The sequence below is a fragment of the Rubinisphaera italica genome (genome assembly GCF_007859715.1).
Lineage (GTDB): Bacteria > Planctomycetota > Planctomycetia > Planctomycetales > Planctomycetaceae > Rubinisphaera > Rubinisphaera italica.
Genome location: NZ_SJPG01000001.1, coordinates 6494575 through 6510705, shown reverse-complemented (window position 1 = coordinate 6510705; position 16131 = coordinate 6494575). Strand labels below are relative to the sequence as shown.

Annotated in this window: 12 protein-coding genes; 3 read left to right on the top strand and 9 right to left on the bottom strand. The window is 50.0% G+C overall.

Features of this window, described 5'->3' with window-relative positions; all coding sequences use genetic code 11:
• Positions 1–61: 61 nt before the first annotated feature.
• The 4 genes from Pan54_RS24935 to cysS form a co-directional block, all read right to left on the bottom strand.
• Complete coding sequence (locus tag Pan54_RS24935; RefSeq protein ID WP_146506143.1) at positions 62–1384, bottom strand: 3-keto-disaccharide hydrolase; 1323 nt, start codon at positions 1382–1384, stop codon at positions 62–64.
• Positions 1385–1510: 126 nt separating this feature from the next.
• Complete coding sequence (locus tag Pan54_RS24930) at positions 1511–2527, bottom strand: SMP-30/gluconolactonase/LRE family protein (protein ID WP_146506142.1); 1017 nt, start codon at positions 2525–2527, stop codon at positions 1511–1513.
• A gap of 196 nt (positions 2528–2723) precedes the next feature.
• The gene (locus tag Pan54_RS24925; protein ID WP_146506141.1) at positions 2724–3296 is read right to left on the bottom strand and encodes a transposase; all 573 of its coding nucleotides are present in this window, start codon (positions 3294–3296) and stop codon (positions 2724–2726) included.
• A gap of 107 nt (positions 3297–3403) precedes the next feature.
• Positions 3404–4921 (bottom strand): cysteine--tRNA ligase, encoded by a 1518-nt coding sequence (gene cysS / locus Pan54_RS24920; RefSeq protein ID WP_146506140.1) that lies wholly within the window; start codon positions 4919–4921, stop codon positions 3404–3406.
• Between the two features lie 295 nt (positions 4922–5216).
• Between cysS and Pan54_RS24915 the strand changes: the two genes are divergently transcribed.
• From Pan54_RS24915 to Pan54_RS24905, 3 genes are all read left to right on the top strand, one after another.
• The gene (locus Pan54_RS24915; RefSeq protein WP_146506139.1) at positions 5217–6284 is read left to right on the top strand and encodes an NAD(P)/FAD-dependent oxidoreductase; all 1068 of its coding nucleotides are present in this window, start codon (positions 5217–5219) and stop codon (positions 6282–6284) included.
• 122 nt (positions 6285–6406) lie between these two features.
• Positions 6407–7585: a M24 family metallopeptidase gene (locus tag Pan54_RS24910; RefSeq protein WP_146506138.1), complete on the top strand. Its 1179-nt coding sequence runs from the start codon at positions 6407–6409 to the stop codon at positions 7583–7585.
• Between the two features lie 266 nt (positions 7586–7851).
• Positions 7852–9069 (top strand): aminotransferase class I/II-fold pyridoxal phosphate-dependent enzyme, encoded by a 1218-nt coding sequence (locus Pan54_RS24905; RefSeq protein ID WP_242631423.1) that lies wholly within the window; start codon positions 7852–7854, stop codon positions 9067–9069.
• A gap of 85 nt (positions 9070–9154) precedes the next feature.
• Here the strand turns inward: Pan54_RS24905 and Pan54_RS24900 are convergent, their stop codons facing one another.
• The 5 genes from Pan54_RS24900 to Pan54_RS24880 all read right to left on the bottom strand — a co-directional run bounded on the left by Pan54_RS24900 (position 9155) and on the right by Pan54_RS24880 (position 16003).
• Positions 9155–10189 (bottom strand): hydantoinase/oxoprolinase family protein, encoded by a 1035-nt coding sequence (locus Pan54_RS24900; RefSeq protein ID WP_146506137.1) that lies wholly within the window; start codon positions 10187–10189, stop codon positions 9155–9157.
• The gene (locus Pan54_RS24895) at positions 10186–11139 is read right to left on the bottom strand and encodes an efflux RND transporter periplasmic adaptor subunit (protein WP_146506136.1); all 954 of its coding nucleotides are present in this window, start codon (positions 11137–11139) and stop codon (positions 10186–10188) included. Before Pan54_RS24895 ends, Pan54_RS24900 begins: the two co-directional genes overlap by 4 nt.
• 20 nt (positions 11140–11159) lie before the next feature.
• Positions 11160–12500, bottom strand: coding sequence for an outer membrane protein assembly factor BamB family protein (locus Pan54_RS24890; RefSeq protein WP_242631422.1), 1341 nt, complete (start codon positions 12498–12500; stop codon positions 11160–11162).
• Positions 12501–12677: 177 nt separating this feature from the next.
• A complete protein-coding gene (locus tag Pan54_RS24885; RefSeq protein ID WP_207310219.1) occupies positions 12678–14501 on the bottom strand; it encodes a sulfurtransferase in 1824 nt (607 codons plus the stop codon).
• A 167-nt stretch (positions 14502–14668) separates the two neighbouring features.
• Positions 14669–16003 (bottom strand): outer membrane protein assembly factor BamB family protein, encoded by a 1335-nt coding sequence (locus tag Pan54_RS24880; protein ID WP_165441972.1) that lies wholly within the window; start codon positions 16001–16003, stop codon positions 14669–14671.
• Between the last annotated feature and the right edge of the window lie 128 nt (positions 16004–16131).

Below are 16131 nucleotides of genomic sequence, written 5' to 3'. Positions count from 1 at the left end.
ATTGATAACAAGAGTTGAAAGAGTGACCCAAGTCATAACTGACTCGGCTCGCCAGATACGATTAGAACCCATACGGATACGGTGGCAAATCGTAATTTGGCACCATATATACGGGAGCCGGTGGGGCTAATGGAGCGTAGCGGTATTCCCAGGTGTATGGCCAGTATTCGGCAGCATAAGGATAACGTGGAGCGGAATTAAAGCTCCGGAATCCTCTTCCACGACCACGATAATGTCCGTCGACATAAGTTTCGACAGGTGTCAATTCTTCGTTGGATTCCCGCTCGAATGGATCCCCATTAACGAGCCAGATGTTGCGATATCGAACCGGGTTACCATGATCCTGCAGAAGAATCGTCAACGGCTCTGGACCTTCCGGCTTGCCGGCTCCCGTTTTCGATTCGATCTCGACCGCATCATGAATCACGATTCCGTTTTGACGGACACGAATTTTCATGTTCTCGGTCTTATTACCTTCTTCGTCAAAGCGGGCGGATCGGAAATCGATGTCGTAAGTCTGCCAGCTCAAAGGAGGCAGGCACATATTCAAATCGGGAGCTTTGATGCGGTAAATCGCTCCACAGTGGTTGAATTCGAGCATGTCGCCAAAGGAGTCGAGCACCTGCACTTCGTAACGGCGTTGTAAATAGAAGCCACTGTTTCCACGATCCTGTCCTTCGCCGAGCGGCTTATAAGGCAGACGAAACTCGGCATGGAGTGTGAAGTCGCCGAAGGTATCGACCGTTTCACAACCTTGTTCGAGCAAGCCGTCTTGAGTGACATTCATGTTCTTCCAGAGATCGTTCTTTTCACCATCAAACAGGACCGTCGCATCGGCTGGAGCAGGTAGTCCGATGGTGGCACTGCGACGATCGTACTTGCGAACTTCGCCGAGTGTTTTGCCATCTAAAGTGGAGAATGTCGCGATGTTCCCCGCGACTTCAATCTGATAATCGCCAACGGTTGCCGTGACAACGTCGTCGTTTAGTTGAGCAATCGCACGTTCTGCTGGTTCATCATTCCAGCCATCGCCGGGCAGACCACCGTCATAAAGAACGGCATCAAAATTACCGTTGCCACGTGCGACAATCTGCAGGCCGACTTTCTTGCGATAGAAAGAATTCTCGCCGTCCGGCAGCGTGCCCATGTATTCGCCCTGATAGCGGAAATCACTATCGACGGCACTCAGATCCTGAGTCGCTGGCGGGCTGGGCTTTTTCTGAGCGTAAAGCTCAGGAGCCAAAGTAGAACTGATCACTCCCAGAGTGAGGCAACTGGTGAGGAATAATTTTGAATACGGCACGGTCGATGTCCCCTCAGCCGGGCAGGATTTCTGCAGACGGCAGCGAATTTCGAGAAAAAGGTCTTTCTCCCACTCTGCCATGTCGGGGTAGCATCTCGCAAGCGTTTAGTTTTGCAGACACTCAGAATTTTTGAAATTGGATACGATCATCGGAATTACAGCGATTAAAGGCGAACCGAGTCATGACTGACTCGGCTCGCCTCGTTTTTACTTATGAGACAAACCCGTCAGGTTCGTCTTGATGCGGCAGAGATACATATCGGCTGTCATATAAAGCGTTTTGCCATCTGCTCCGCCGAAGGTACAATTCGAAGTCCGTTCGCCAGTGCTGATGCGGCCAAGCAGTTTGCCTTCTGGTGTGAAGATGTAAACACCGCCGGGGCCGGTTGCGAAAAGGGTTCCGTCTGTGGCAACTGCCATCCCATCGGGCAAGCCGGGCAGTTTGTCGACAGATTCTGTCGCATCGTGCAGAACGCGACTTTTGCCGAGTGAACCATCTTTATTGATCGGAAACGCTTTCCACAAAGCGGCTTCAGGATCCGATTGAGCCAGGTATAAAGTTTTCTCGTCCGGAGACAATGCAATACCGTTCGGGCGAGTCATCTCTTTTGTCAGCAAAGTCAGTTGTTTATCGGGAGTTAACCGATAGACACCACAAAAGTCGAGTTCACGACGAGGATCGTCCCAGCGTTTCGGTAAGCCGTAAGGAGGATCGGTGAAGAGCAATTCACCATTGGAATGGAAGATGAGATCGTTAGGACTGTTGAGTCGCTTGCCTTCATAGTTATCGACGAGTGTCCGCTTGCCTCCCTCTTTTGTGAGGACAGAAAGTCGACGATCGCCATGTTCGCAGGAGGTGAGCCGCCCTTGGGAATCGAGCATTAACCCATTACAACCCGGCTCTCCACCATACGGAGCAACTCCCGTATATCCACTTGGTTGCATAAAGAGCGAAACGCCTTCGCCTTCATCCCAGCGATAAACAGCGTTTTGAGGGATGTCCGAAAAAAGTAGATGTCCTGGATCGCCCGGCACCCAGACAGGCCCTTCGGTCCAGTCGAACCCGGAGGCAACAACTTCAATAACCGCATCCTTGGGAATGATTTTATTGACCGCATCATCCATTCGCAGCACTTCCCCCAAATGAGGGAAGTTGAGCGTGTCCTGAGCAGTGCAGACGTTGGTGACCAGCATGATCATCAGCGCAAGAAAAAATCGAGTCATGAGTATCGCTTTCGTTAAACGCATCGAAATTGTGTGATACGAATACGAATATCAAGTCACGTTTCCGAAAGCAACCACAAAGGCGACCCGAGCCAGTCATGACTCGGGTTTTGTCACGATGATTGTGTGTTGTTTACAAAAAACATGTCGTTGGTGTCTCGAACCCACCCGAGCCATAACTGGCTCGGCTCGCCTATCAATGTTCGAATTCAACGTCGATAAATAGAGCGAGCGGTTTTTGTTGATTATTTACGTAGCGAATGCCAGCAATTAATGCAGGTTCATCGGGCAGTTTGCGTTTTGAGCCAGATTTGGTCCACCAGACTTCGCGCTTCTTTCTTTTATTCAGTTTCCGACTTGCATAACTCTTATAAACATGAAGCAATTTGTCTGGCTCGGGATCACCATTCACTCCCAGCACGACATGGATATGAGTCGGCATAATGGCAACGGAGAAAAGGCGGTCACTTCGATACGACGCGGTTTCTTGAAACTGAACTAAAACATCATCTGCATCAATCTTAGTCAGAGTGATGGTCGAGCTTTTCATACTCGATTTCGCAAAATCTTCTAACCGTGATTCGCCTTCTTCGTAAGGAATTCCGGGAATATTCTTGATCTCTTTAAGACCATCTTCGCTAAGAACCTTCCCGACAAAACGACGGCGATCTCCCGGCAACCATGAACCATAAGTTGTCCACGTCAATAGCCAGAAGCGATCCATTCGAGATGCCCATCCAATTTGAAATTGGCGAGCCGAGTCAGTCATGACTCGGGTTTTGTCACGATGATTGTGTGTTGTTTACAAAAAACATGTCGTTGGTGTCTCGAACCCACCCGAGCCATAACTTGCTCGGCTCGCCTGAACCAAAAATTTTACGCCAACTGTTTCGTCGCAATCGTTCCCTCTAGTGAGTTTCGCACTTCGTAACCGGCATCCTGAAGTTGGTTTCGCAGTTCGTCTGCTCGACCGTAATCCTTATTAGCTCGGGCTTCGTCAATGCCTTTACAGAGTTCGGCTGGATCGAACCCGCCTGCATCACTCGATTCCGACTGCAATTCTTCCGCGTGTTCCATTGGGGCGACATCAAGAATGCGGTTGATTGTTCGCAGCACCGCCAAAGATTCCTGAGGGTTTTCGTGTGGGCCAGACATCCAGGGGAAGAGGACACCGAGTGCTCCGGAAATGTTGAGGTTGTCGGAGAGGGCTCCGAGGAATCCTGCCAGCACGGGATGAGAATTATCGACTTCAGCCACTTCTCCACCCGTTTTTGCTTCGAGCATCGCGTTGAACTCATTCAATTTCCGGACGGCAGCTGCAGAATCCTTCAAGCCTTTTTCGGTGAAGTTCATATTGCTGCCGTAATGAGAGCGAATCAATTCGTATCGCAAAACAGCCGGGTGAACTTCACGGCCGGTCACTTTGCCGCCGAGCACATCGCGAACCGTGTAGAAGTTGCCCTTACTCTTCGACATTTTCTCGCCTTCGACCATCAGGAAGCGAGCGTGCATCCAGAAACGGGCGAAATGGTCTTCCCCGGAAGCTCCACAACTCTGAGCGATCTCACACTCATGATGTGGGAAGATGAGATCTTCTCCGCCTGTATGAATATCGATAACATCGCGACCCAGAAGCTTGCGAGCCATGACCGAACACTCAATGTGCCAGCCGGGATAACCCATTCCCCAAGGCGAATCCCATTTCATAATGTGTGACTGATCGGGCTTCCAGAGTAAGAAGTCAGCCGGGTGCTTTTTGCTGGCCTGATCGTTTTGCTGCACCCGACCGCCGGAACCTTCTCGCAGTTGATCGAGTGTGTTTCCGCTCAGCGAGCCGTATTTGGGAAAGCTTTCAACACTGTAATACACAGCTCCATCCGGTCCGACGTACGCATGACCACTTTTGATCAACTCGTCAATCATCTCCTGCATATCTTCGATATGATTGGTCGCATGCGGAATATTTTTTGGATACTCAAACGCAATTTTCAAGCCGAGCTTTCGGGAGTCTTCGAGGAAGGCATCGGTAAAGAACTGGGCGACCTGATAAGGATCATCGGGATTTTCGATGGCCCCATCCGGTACCTTGCCCGATTTCTTATCTTCCTTAAGACGCTTGGCGGCTGCTTCCATTTTGTCTTCGCCGCCACCATCCGCGAGATGATCATCGGTCATGTGGCCGACGTCGGTAATGTTCATGATGTGCGTGACATCATTACCCATTACTTCCAGAAACCGACGAATCAGGTCGGCAAAGAGGAAAGATCGAAAGTTGCCGATATGTGCAAAGTCGTAAACGGTCGGCCCGCAGGAATACATGCGAACAATGCCTGCTTCGAGGGGCTGAAAGTCTTCGGACTGGTTTGTGAGCGAGTTATAAAAGCGAATGGCCATCGATTCCTGAGTCCCTGAGTGAGCTAATATTCTAAATTACTGTTATTGAATGACATAATCTTGTGAATTTAGCGGATTTTGAAAAGAGCAGTTTGGAACAACTCACGCTTAATTGCGAACTTGCTCACAGTTGCCGCTGAGAAGCGTAATTATTATGGTTCATATTGAGATATCAGAAAATTTCTCATTGAGTCTCCAGCACAGCTGCTCGGAATGAACTTCACAGCCGATTTTTCGTCTTTTTCAACTCACTCAACAAAAAGAATTTGTACTGTTTCAAGCAAGGATCGCCCTCATGGCTGAAAATAAACCGCGTAATATCATCATCATTGGTTCGGGGCCAGCTGCCTGGTCTGCCGCCATTTATACGGCTCGTGCCAATCTGGAGCCTCTCGTTTTCGAAGGGGCTTTCACTGAAGATAACCGCCTCAAAGGGACTCTTCCGCTTGGCCAACTGGCTTTGACGACAGAAGTTGAGAACTATGCCGGTTTTCCATCAGGAGACATGACCAGTTATTTCGAAACCGCTTTCGATGAACGTAAAGCCGAGGAATTGAAGTCTACGCATCATAAGAAGGGCGTGAGCGGTCCGGAACTGATGGAACTGATGCGGAAGCAGGCGACGAATTTTGGGACAGAAGTGATTACCGACGATATCGTCAGCTGCGATCTTTCTGAGCGTCCCTTTAAACTGAAGTCGCTTCAGGGAAAAGAGATTGTCGCTCATGCTGTGATTATTGCGACAGGAGCTCGAGCAAATTATCTCGGACTCGATTCCGAAGAACGCTATAAAAACATGGGTGTCTCCGCTTGTGCGGTTTGCGATGGAGCCTTGCCACGATTCCGCAATCAGCCGCTGGTTGTGGTTGGCGGAGGAGATTCCGCGATGGAAGAAGCGACTTTCCTAACAAAATTCGCCTCCAAAGTTTACATCGTCCATCGTCGCGATGAGTTCCGTGCCAGTAAAATCATGGCTGAACGTGCATTGGCGAGTGAGAAAATCGAAGTGAAGTGGAACTCAGTCATCAATGAAGTTCTCGGCGACGAGAAGAAAGGCGTGACGGGCGTTCGTATCGAAAGTGCTCTCGAAGAAGGCAAAACCGAAGACCTGGAAGTAACCGGATACTTTGCAGCGATTGGGCATACACCGAATACCGATTTCCTGGATGGGCAAATCGAAACCCACGAAAATGGTTATGTGAAATGGACGGTCCCGTTCCGGACGAATACGAGTGTGGAAGGTGTTTTCGCAGCCGGGGATGTCGCCGACGATTACTACAAACAGGCCATCACCGCAGCCGGCAGTGGATGCCAGGCAGCACTGGATGCTGAACGCTGGTTGGCCTCACAGGGAATTGAATAGAGATGCAGGGTGGCGGGTGGCACTCTCGAAGAGAAGCCCCCGAATATAGAACTTCCGGGGGCTTCCGCTAAAGCGGAGCGCCTCCACCACCCCATATTATTGAAACAGTTTAAGGAATAATCATGCTGACAAAAGAAGGTTGCCAAAAACGACGCGAACGTCTGTGGGGCAACGTGCCTGAACATTTAGAATGGTTGCTGATCGCTGATCCGCGTCACGTGCAATATCTCTCGAACTTCATGGTCCAGCCGCTCAGTTTTTCTCTGGGAGAACGATGCTTACTGCTGCTCGAACGAGATCGAGGCGCGACTTTGCTGGGAGATAATTTCTCAGTCCGCTCAGCTGCCGCGGAAGTGCATGTCGATCATGAAGTGATTGAACCCTGGTACGATCACAAGCATTCGGTCATCAATCGCGATCACGCATTATTCAATGCGGTTAAGCAGGTTTCGGAGCGACTCTATGGTCGTTCCGGTTCTGTCGAAGCAGAGTGGTTGCCGGTCGGAGCGTGGGAAGTGCTTGCTTCTGATCGTGAATCGCATTCGGTCTCTGGAGAATCGGATAAGAGAAACAAATGCTCAACGTCGCTCGATCTGGGAACAACTTTGCGATCGATGCGACGCAGCAAGGATGCCGATGAAATCGAGTTGATGAAAGTTTGCATGAAAGCCGGGGCTGCCGGTCAGGCACGCGCCCGCGAAGTGATCCGGGAAGGGATTTCCGAGTTCGAAATTTATCGAGAAGTTCAAAAGGCCGCCATCGCAGCAGCCGGCCGCCCCGGTCTGGTTTACGGCGACTTCCGCGCCTGCACGCCGACCTCACCGAAACAGGGGGGCTTGCCGACCGATTATAAACTGCAGTCTGGCGACTTATTCGTTCTCGATTATTCGGTCGTTCTGTGCGGCTACCGTAGTGACTTCACCAACACTTTCGCAGTCACAGAACCGACGGAAGGCCAGAAAGAATTGTTTGCGATTTGTCAGGCTGGCATGAAAGCGGGCGAAGAGACTCTTAAAGCGGGAGTTTCCTGTGCTGAAGTTTATAAGAATGTCAAACAGCCTTATCTGGATGCAGGTAAGGGAGATGTTTTCACACATCATGCCGGACACGGATTGGGACTCGGTCACCCGGAAGCCCCGATACTCGTCCCCGACAGCACCGACATCCTACAGGCAGGCGATGTCGTCACCCTCGAACCGGGAGCCTACGAAGAAGGAACCGGGGGCATGCGGATTGAGCACAATTATTTAATTACAGAAACGGGTTACGAACGACTTAGCCAGCACGAGATTGCCTTATAAAAGATAGGCTCTTGGCATGGCGACGAATATGGGGGCTTCGCTGTGCTGCGTCCCTAGTCACCCACCGGTTCGTATTAGAACAATTACGGAAAACACTAAACTCGGGTGGCGGGGGCGCTCTCGAAGAGAAGCCCCCGAATCATCGAACTTCCGGGGGCTTCCGCTGTAGCGGAGCGCCCCCGCCACCCCGGAGATTCTTTTTCATCCGCGTTTTTCTGCAGTCCAATATAAAAATAAGTTAAAGCTCGGAATTAAGACTACATCCCGTGAGCAACTCCTTCCACGATGACGTTCGGGATCGACTCAACGCGATCAAAGAACAGAATTTGCTCCGAACTCGTCGTGTTGTAGAGCCGCTTGGTCAGGGGCGATGTCGAATTGAAGGGCGGGAGCTCTGGGATTTTTCCAGTAACGATTATCATGGCTACTCGCTTGATCCTGCGATTCAATCCGCAGCCATTAAAGCGATCGAGCAATATGGTGTTGGAGCTCGTGCCAGCGTACTGATCTCCGGTTGGACACCCGCGCATCAAGATTTGTGCGATGCTCTGCGGAACTTTGAGTCGGTAGATGAGATACTGCTCTGCTCATCTGGATACGCAGCTTGCCAGGGAGCGATTGCATCGCTGGTTCAAGAAGAGGACATCCTCTTCTGTGATCGTCTAAATCATGCCTGTCTGATTGATGGTTGTCGACTCTCCAAGGCAAAACTGAGAGTATATCGCCACGAAGATATGACGACACTTCGACGGGAATTGACGAAAGCCCAATCAATACAGGGCCGTCGCTGGATTGTGACAGAGACCGTTTTCGGGATGGATGGGACAAACGCTCCGCTGGTGGAACTGGTGCAATTAGCTGAGGAGTTCGATGCGTATCTTATCTGTGATGAAGCTCACGCCACTGGAGTGTACGGCTCCAGCGGACAAGGTCTAATCGGTCAGTTTCGTGAGCAGGGGGAATTGACTGCTGAACTCATCGAACGGCGAATTCCCGTCCGCATCGGCACCCTTAGCAAGGCCCTCGGTTCTCAAGGTGGATTTGTTGCCGGTTCCGCAGAAACCATCCAACTCTTGTGGAACACATCTCGCCCTCTGATGTTTTCCACCGGCTTATCAATAGCCGCCTGTGCATCTGCGACTGCGGCTATTAAACAGTTGCAGGCACATCCGCAACAAATCTCAAAGTTACGAAACCAATCCCGCCAGTTTCGTCTTAACCTGAAAAGATCTGGCTTTGAAGTCCTTGGGCAAGAAAATTCCCCCATCATTCCAGTCGTATTGCATAATGAAGAGAAGACGATGGAATGGGCAAAAGAGTTGGAATCCCGAGGCTTTCTGGTCGGTGCAATCCGACCACCAACAGTTCCGCAGGGAACAGCACGACTGCGAATAACTCTCAGTTCTATCCATCCTGAAAGATCCACTGATAAGTTGATCAAAGCACTTCAGGAATTGCAGGAATCATCAGTCGAGAAAACATGAGCATTTTTGCCATGAATTGCGGTATTTGCTCAGAGTTTTACTATTTTTGAGGCTCATGTGAGTGAAGTTTTCATTTAATAATGATCTAAACTCGTTCATTAGCCAACTGAATAAGAGCATGGGCACAGGCGGCGGAGGCAAGTTCGGGGCCGAGCAGTTGCGGGAGCGAAAGCAGATTCACATCACTCAATTCAGGACAGGATTTCACCACGGCTTGCCCAATAAATTCACTGCTTCCAGAAAGAATAATTTGTCGAGGCGGAGAAGTAAGTGATTTCAATACCAACCGAAGCTGCCGAGTTATCAACTCCTGTTGACTCCCCTTGAACTGCAGGGCCATTTCCGTGAGTTGCGATTGACTCAGTTGATGTTCGCCTGCGCAAACCATACGTGCCAGTCGTTGCCGGGCATGTTTGATATCTGCTGGCCTTCCATCTGCCGTATTCAAATCCGTGGAATCTTCTGGGATTTCTTCCAGGATCAAATAGACATCGAACATCGTTGCGAATAGTTCGGCTGCCAGTGGAAATTCCACATTATCAAGCCGAACAGAATCGGAAACCGCACACAGAGGTGTTCGCTGCCCGCCGGTATAAACAAGTTCTCCGGAGCGAAGTCGTTCGTAGTCGGTCAAACCGCTTGGGCAGGCATAAGCGTCAGCCAACGGTATGAGGTCGGTCGTTGTCGATCCAATATCAATCAACAGTCCCGTTTCGCCAGCTCCAAGAGCCCGAGCCACCCAGGTCGCCAGTGCCATCCAGTTCGCTGCGGCTGTCAGCATGGGAAATTCACAGCCGACCTCTGGCGAAACGAATTCACCAGAGGTTTGCCAGACGACTACCGGTATTCCATCCGCGGCAGCCACCGTTGTGTTGATTAAATACTCCACACCTTCGGCTGCATTAGCAAAGCAATCTGCCAGTTCCCCTGTCATCGTAAAGGCGATCAGACAAGCCGGTTTAAACTGCTGGAAAGCGTCCCGGAGAACCGCTTCCAGTTCGCGCCAGGACTTCCAAAGCGGAAAGGAAATCGATCGGGCACGGCCATGACGATCCGCAAATTTGAGATTCGCTCCCCCCAAATCCAGACCGATAATGTTTTCGGAAGATCGGTCGGTCATGGCTGAGCAGCGGGCTTCTTTTCACCCAGATGAATGGTCATTGTGACAGATTCTCCGGGGCTGAGGAGCTCTTCTTTATTATCCAGTTCTGCCCAGATCCGAAATGATCCATCGATGGGATCAAACTGTGGGTGGATAAACGTAATATCTCCTTCAACGATCGATGGCTTCTCTTGGGCTTTTCCTGTTTTGACTTCGACACTCACTTTTGTCTGTAACAAATCGAGATATCGATACTCAGCCGGCAAGATTGCCTCTGCTCGCAATGTGGAAACATCGACCACCCGCAACAGCGTTGTCCCCGGTTGAACCCATTCGCCGGGGCGAACATAGATCTTTTCGATACTTCCATCCAGCGGGGATTTGATCGTTCTTCGTTCGAGATTCGCCTGGGCAATTTCCTGCTCGATTTCCTTTAAATCAGCGGTCAACTTTCGCATTCGCTGTTCATGAACGGCTTGATCGTAATCGAGCACTGCTTTTTCTGAGATGAGTCGGAGTCGATCGACTTCCGTCAGAGAAACCGTTTCCGGATACTTGAGATTCGCTTCCTGAGCCCGTTTCAATTCTGCCTGAGCCACTTCAATCGTCTTCCTGGCCAGGGACTGACTGATCTCATTTTCGGCTTCCTCCCGAGCCACATTCAACTGACCGGTTGCCAGTTTCAACTCCAGTTGAGCTTCGGTCTGATTCAAACTCGCCAGCTTTGCTCCGGCTTTGACCTTCTCACCCTCTTTAACTTCGAGTTTTTCGAGGATCCCCAAATCACGAGCAGGAATTTCAGCTGAGTGTAAAACAGAAAGAAATGTCGATTCGGCAACAATCTCTTCTGCTTCAATCGACGGTCCAGTAGCGATCATCAAGAAAAAAAAGCAGACCATCCCCATCTGCCCACTAGCCACTCGCCACTGGCCACTCAACCCTTTAAGTAAATTCCCGGTCTGTTTCATACGAAACCTACTTCTCCCAATTACTCAGCCAGATTGACACAGATAATTTCATTATCGTTGCGAACATAACAGCATTTGTTGGCGTAAGCCGGATGCGTCCAGACAACAGGACGCCCAAAAGCATCGCCGGTCGGCTCGATGACATGAGCCCGGGAGATTTCCCGGAATCCGTTCCGCCCCAGTTTTGTAATGACCAGATCCCCTTTTTCAGTGAAGAGAATAAACTGGTTCCCATTTTTTACGGTAAAAGCGGTCGCGTGCGCGGCGGGACGTTCGCCGGAAATCAGCTCTGTTGTTTCCCAGAGACGCTCTCCAGTCAGAAGGTCCGCAGCCATATAACTTCCCGGCCGGATATTGCATCCGAAAATCACACCGTCTTCAATGAACGGAGTGCTGTTCCCCGGATAAATTCCCGTACGACCCGTTCCCCGCCAAACTTCTTCAGACATCGGCTGACCGTTGGCATCGGTCCCCAATTTGAATACGGCTCCGACATCACCAATGCCTGCAGCGTACAGGTAGTCACCAGATAGGCGAGGCGACATAACCGACATTGTGTAATCCGGCTTGAGTGGTTGTGACCAGTGCAAAGTCCCGTCAATCGGATTCAGGCTGTTCAGCGATTCCGGATCCCAGACAATTAACTGCTTTGTTCCGCCATGTTCGATCATTGTGGGTGGAGAGTACCCGGGTTGAGGCGAGGAAAGATTCTTCCAGACTTCTTCTCCCGTCTTCCGATTGAAAGCCACAACAACACTTCCTTCACCACCCGCCAGACAGTACAGCAGATCGCCATCGACGAGAGGATGGCTCGAGTATCCCCAGATCGGAGTCTCTTCGAGCGGGTACTGTTCCTTGAGTGACTTGGCCCAGATCTTTTTCCCGTTCTTGGCATTCAGGCAGGTCAAATTTCCTTCTGCCCCAACCGTATAAACAAACCCCTCATGGACGGTTGGAGTACAGCGGGGGCCGGAAGGATAGGAAATAAAATAGGGGCAATCGTATTTGTATTCCCAGAGTTGCTCACCGGTTTTGGCATCCAGACAGGCAATACGTTCCTGACCGATCAATCGATTTCGGACAGAAGCACTGGGAGTCAAATCTCCGCCATCGTGAAGATAATCGAAGACGAAAACTTTATCGCCGACAACAGCTGGGCCGGAAAAGCCGAGTCCGATGTTTGTTCGCCACAGAATTTCAGGTCCAGCTTCGGGAAATTTTTTAATCACTCCCGTTTCACGCCAGACACTATCTCGTTGCGGCCCCTGCCATTGAGGCCAGTCCTCAGCCTGAGCGGTCGCATTCCAGAGGCTAATACTGATCAAACCTAGCCAGACCACAACTCTTCTCAATCGACTCATCATCCGCTCCATCAAAAGGCTCGTGTCTCAAATTTAACTTACGAATTATTACACTCAGAAACAAATTGTCGATGGGTGAGGCATTGTCTGTGGAGTTGAGTCATGAATTTTAATTTCGAAATAAGTCATCATTGATCCAAGTTCTGTTCTCTCAACAGATGACACAAATGTGATCTTTTATTCCGCCCAGGCTGGTCGATTGGATTCATAACTCCGTTCCTGATTTGTTTCTGGATCGTTGAATGTCAACTTCCAGGCATGGAGACACATCGGAGGATCGTTCACCGTCAGCGTTTGGCGATCACCCCATTGCCCATTCGGAAGATAGACCGGATCTCCACAGATCGGAACTCCCAGATACCATAAATGGACACGGATCTGATTCGTCCGACCAGTGATGGGACGAGCTTCAATTAACGATTCCCCATTTTCATATCGTTCGAGAACACGAAACTTTGTTTCGGCGGTATCACCGGCTTCGTTATCTATCCCACGAAACCCACCCTCGTTAGGTACGCGCGAAATCGCTTCACTGCAGACAAACTCATTCCACTCAGGTTGACCAGTCAATCGACACAAGTAAGTCTTGCGAGCCTGCCCTTTTTCAAATTGACGTTGAACACGCTTTGAAATATCTCGATGAGACGTAAACAGGACCAGGCCGGTCGTGTTCGCATCGAGCCGATGGGCAGGACGTAATTGTATTTCTGGGAAAGCGAGATCAAGAATTGATGTCATGCTGTTGCGGTTAAACCGCCCACAAGGATGCATCGGCAAAGGAGCCGGCTTTTCAAAGACGACCAGAGGTTCATCCCAGTCCAGAATGCGAATATTGGCATTCACATCGGGCTCAATCGTATCGGGTTCCAGTCGCAGGAGTCGCTGACCGGGACGGAGAATAGACTGTTCATCAAGGCTTTGACCGCGATCTCGAATGCAGCCTTCCTGACAGACTCTCTCCCAGTTGGCACGCGTGACATGGGGATGATAGTCGCACAGGAAATCGATCAATGTCCAGTTTTCGTACCGCAACGGTACGTTTAAAGGGCGTTCGTTGGTGTAGGAAATGGAGCCGGGGAGTGGCTGAGTGACTGAGTGAATTCGCTGCTCACGATCGGCAATCGTCGGCTGATTCAAAGTCGGATCGGTCCAGCAATACGGACACGTTTTTCCAATTTCGTAATAATCCGATTCCTGATCAGCCACAGTCAACGGATGTTGACAGGCGTAACACTGGGTTGTTGCGGTCTCTTCCAGATTCGGATTCAGGGCAACGCGATGATCAAACACAAAGCAATCCCCATCGTAATGTTCGCCGCCGCATTCTTCAAAGTATTTCAGGATGCCCCCTTCGAGCTGATACACTTCCCGAAACCCTTCCTGCTCCATGAAAGGGCCTGCTTTTTCGCAGCGGATTCCACCGGTACAGAACATGACAATGGGTTGTTCTTTAAGCTCTCCCGGCAATTTGCGGACCGCTTCCGGGAAGTCCCTGAAATGTCCGACACCGATTGGCAAAGCGTTTTCAAATGTGCCCAGATCGACTTCGTAATCGTTACGCGTATCCAGCAGCGTGACAGGACGACCTTCATCCAGCCAGCGTTTCAATTCTCCGGCTGGTATTTTTTTCGATGTGTAATCTCGCGGTGCAATTCCATCGATCCCAAACGCAATAATCTCTTTCTTCAACTTGACCAGCAATCGACTGAATGGCTGGGTCTGGCTGAAACTCTCTTTCACTTCCAGCTTCTCGAACAGAGGGTCGCTGCGCAGATGATCGAGCAATTGATCAATCGCTTCGCGACTGCCCGCCATGAAGATATTGATCCCTTCCGGACTGAGGAGAATCGTTCCCTTCAATCCCAGTGACTTACACAGAGGACGCAAGGCTTCACGCCGCTCGGGTAATTTATCCAGAGGCGCAAACAGATAAGAAGCAATATTGACAAAGGGCAAATGAGCCGAGGTTGTTGGCTCTTGGGGTTCAGAAGTCACGATCATAATTGGCTGATAAGTGTGGAAATGGAATTGCTGTTGAGAAAGATCCGGAAATTTATACAGAGTTTATTCCGACATCCAAAGATGTTGGAAAATCTATTTCCGAATCATGATTATTGTGAATTATCATAGCAGAAAATCAGGTCGAATTTCCAGATGGTTCAGGTTCTTCACTCTTTGGTGGACTCTCTGATATTCCAAGCCTGTAATTTGTGTTCATCACGCAATATCAAAATTCCATTCGCAATGACTGGAGCAGAGTAACTGGGGCTCTTCAACAGAGGTTCATCTAGCTCCAGGAGAACTTCCAGGCGATCGGATCGCAATTTGACGACAGCAAATTCACCCGATTCGCCCAGCAGATACAACTTTCCATCCGCAGCAATCATCGAGCCCCGCATCAGTTTGGAAGACCATTCCCATTGTATTTCCCCTGTCTCCAGAGAAAGGCAACGTAGTAATGCCTGGCGATTCCATTTCGATGTAAAACCATAAATCGAATCTGAGACACAGGTAATATTATTGAACTGACTGTCCAGATTCCGGCGATCAGTCCAGAGCTGTTTATACGATCCATCTGGCTCAACCTGCAGACAAATCACGCCGCCGCCGGGACCAGCCGTCGCAATAATTTTGTCATCGACAATCAATGGGGAGACCGCATTCACTCGATTGGGACTTTTCTTCACTCCAAATTCAACCTGCCAGCGAACCGCGCCGTCTTCGGGATTCAGCGAAGCAAGGTAATGATCTGTCAGCACAATTAAATGGGGAATTCCATGAATGAGTGCATAACGTGGTGTGGCATAGCTGCGGCCATCTTCCATGGAAGTCCAGATCGTTTTACTGGATTCCGCATCCAGGGCAACGATTGCACTTTTGCCTTTCGTGCCTCCCAGGTTCAAATAGATTTGTCCATCAATTACCAAAGGGCTGGATCCCACAGGAAAATCCCAGGCTTCCGGCTCGTAATCCAACTGCAAATCACGCAGCCATTTCAATTCGCCGTCTGCTCGATTGATGCAGTAAAGTTTGGATTCCGTACCGATGGCATACAGGGAATTCTCATCCAGAGTGGGAGTGGAATACGGACCATTACTGTATTCCACAGGACATTCATAAGTTGTTGGAGAGCCAAATTTCCACTTCAGTCCTCCTTTTAAAAGCTCGCGGCACTCGATAATTTCATCATCGCCAAGACGATAAAACACGTAGAGATCATCCCGCCCGACCACTGGAGTGCTGTAGCCGCTGCCAATTTCGATTGTCCAGAGGCGATTTTCATCTGACAATCTGTCTGAGGAGAGCTTCGTTTCCTGTGAGGTACTGTTAAAATCGGGGCCTGCCAGATTGGGCCAATATCCAAGTTTTTCCCGTTCGGCGAATTCTGGACGAATATGATAGTCGAGCTTTTCTGCTGACTTCTGATTATCGGACTGACGATTAGAAGATCCTGAGACTGCAGGTTCGGAGACTGAACTTCCAGAACACCCAACAGTGTTCAATATGCTCAGGAATAGAATCAGACAACAAATACGGTTTATTCTGTAAGACAAAATCATTTGGCAATTTTAGTGAACCTGGAGTTCGTTATTGTGTCCAGAAAACTGCGAATCCTGAAAATTACTTGACG